At 52.1% G+C, this 1,801-nt stretch carries 3 protein-coding genes and 1 pseudogene; all 4 read right to left on the bottom strand.

The features are described 5' to 3' along the window. Positions 1 to 195: 195 nt before the first annotated feature. The gene (locus F7Q90_RS25500) at positions 196 to 795 is read right to left on the bottom strand and encodes a putative adenosine monophosphate-protein transferase Fic (protein WP_006120990.1); all 600 of its coding nucleotides are present in this window, start codon (positions 793 to 795) and stop codon (positions 196 to 198) included. After that, positions 785 to 955, bottom strand: a complete 171-nt coding sequence (locus tag F7Q90_RS25495; protein ID WP_006120991.1) for a YhfG family protein — start codon at positions 953 to 955, stop codon at positions 785 to 787. The genes F7Q90_RS25500 and F7Q90_RS25495 overlap by 11 nt, the downstream gene beginning before the upstream one ends. A gap of 78 nt (positions 956 to 1,033) precedes the next feature. Next, positions 1,034 to 1,606 (bottom strand): peptidylprolyl isomerase A, encoded by a 573-nt coding sequence (gene ppiA / locus F7Q90_RS25490; RefSeq protein WP_006120992.1) that lies wholly within the window; start codon positions 1,604 to 1,606, stop codon positions 1,034 to 1,036. A 46-nt stretch (positions 1,607 to 1,652) separates the two neighbouring features. Next, positions 1,653 to 1,801: pseudogene (locus F7Q90_RS25485) on the bottom strand (IS630 family transposase); the annotation flags it as partial.

Below are 1,801 nucleotides of genomic sequence, written 5' to 3'. Positions count from 1 at the left end.
AATGGAGGCGAAGCGCCTCAAGGAGCCATGTCCGGTGTTTCACGCGATAGTGTCCATTAAAAAATGATGGACACTATTTTCCCGGAACCGGAGCCCGCTGCACAGACGGTTTAAATGTGACGCTTACGTGTGATGTGAGGAAAACAGACTATCAGGCGCAGGGAGACGCGCTCGCCTCCCTGGCGGGAACGGGGTTCAGACAGGATGCGCTTCGCTGACGATGCTGGCAAAGACGTCTTCCAGCGGTTGTAAATCCCCTGCCGCACCGGCCTGACTGGCGCTGACCCACTCTTCCGGATTCAGTTTTTCCCATTCCAGCAGGTAACCTGCATGCAGGGCAAGTTGCTCAAAGAAAATACGCTGCGCCCGGCCATTACCTTCGCGAAAAGGATGAAGCATATTGATTTCGCAATAATACCAGGCGACGCGTTTCGCAAACTCAGCTAAAGGCAGATCGGCCAGGCCGTTCTCTTCTTCTAGCGCGGCCATGAGTGCATTACCCTCTTTTTCGATATATTCGAAGTGACAAAAAGGGGTTTCGTCGCGCCAGATGTCCAGCGTGCGGAGTTCGCCGGCCCAACTGTAGACATCCTGAAACAGCGTACGGTGAATGTGACACAGGTAAGGCAGGCCGATTTTGGGTGGGCCCAGTTCAAGCGTGGCAAGCCGGGCGGCGCTAAAGCTCAGTTCCGCTTTTCGTAACTGTGCCTCATCATGAATATCGAGACGGTTTTTGAGGACCGTGTCGTTTTGCCACAGGTAGGGATCCTGCGTGACGGCAGTATTAGCAGCCATATTGCCTCCTTAATGAGGCCAGACGGGCTTCCGCCTCTTCACCCTTAACCTCCGGTTCCGTCAGGGTAAAGCCTTCAAGCCGACAGCTTGCCCGATAGCTGGCATTCCGCCGCTGTCGCCAGAGCGCTGCCTTCTGTTTGTCTGTAAGTGTATTTGCCATACCGCCTCCTGCTCAGGTTTGCCCTAAGTATAAGAGCAAATTTTCCCTTTGCCGGAAACGGGATGGCAATCAAGACAATCAGGGCAGGACTTTTGCCGACAAAATGACCACCGGCTTGACGGGAACATTCTGGTAAGGCCCGACATCTTTGGTTGGCACCTGAGAGATTTTGTCCACGACGTCCTGGCCCTTCACGATCTTACCAAAGACGGCGTAGCCAAAATCGCGCTGACCATGATCCAGAAAGGCGTTGTCAGCGACGTTCAGAAAGAACTGGCTGGTGGCGCTGTCTTTGTCGGAGGTGCGCGCCATGGAGATGGTGCCGCGCAGGTTGCGCAGACCATTATCCGCTTCATTTTTGATCGGCGCATTGGTTTGTTTTTGCTGCATTTCATTGGTAAAGCCACCGCCCTGAATCATAAAACCCGGGATAACGCGGTGAAAAATCGTGTTGTTGTAAAAACCACTGTTAACGTAATCAACGAAGTTTTTAACGGAGATCGGTGCTTTTTGATTATTCAGTTCGAGTTCGATGTTACCGGCAGAAGTGGTCAGCAGGACATGCGTATCACCTTTGGCCGCTAAAGCTGGGGCAGAAACAGAAGAGAGCGCTAACAGGGCAACTGCCGCTGTCAAAGTACGTTTAAACATGAGTAATTCCTTACTTTGGAGAGCTAAATAACTGATCCTAATACCGCTACACTTTAGCCAGCCCATGTTTTCCCCCGGGGAATGGGCTGACGGTATTCATAAAGTGATGGACCTTTTTCAACAGTTGCCACATTGAACTGCACTGGTGATTTCGGGTTATTGTCTCATGAAGCGCCTGCCACAACCGTTCGACAT

The organism is Pantoea stewartii subsp. stewartii, from assembly GCF_008801695.1.
GTDB classification, from domain to species: Bacteria; Pseudomonadota; Gammaproteobacteria; order Enterobacterales; family Enterobacteriaceae; genus Pantoea; species Pantoea stewartii.
Note: the sequence above shows the minus strand (reverse complement) of the source record. Positions and strands in the feature narration are given on the sequence as shown.

Bases quoted from the DNA above. Each gene is read 5' to 3' on its own strand.
- F7Q90_RS25500 (WP_006120990.1), bottom strand. From the start codon at position 795: ATGGCTGCTAATACTGCCGTCACGCAGGATCCCTACCTGTGGCAAAAC.
- F7Q90_RS25495 (WP_006120991.1), bottom strand. From the start codon at position 955: ATGGCAAATACACTTACAGACAAACAGAAGGCAGCGCTCTGGCGACAG.
- ppiA (WP_006120992.1), bottom strand. From the start codon at position 1,606: ATGTTTAAACGTACTTTGACAGCGGCAGTTGCCCTGTTAGCGCTCTCT.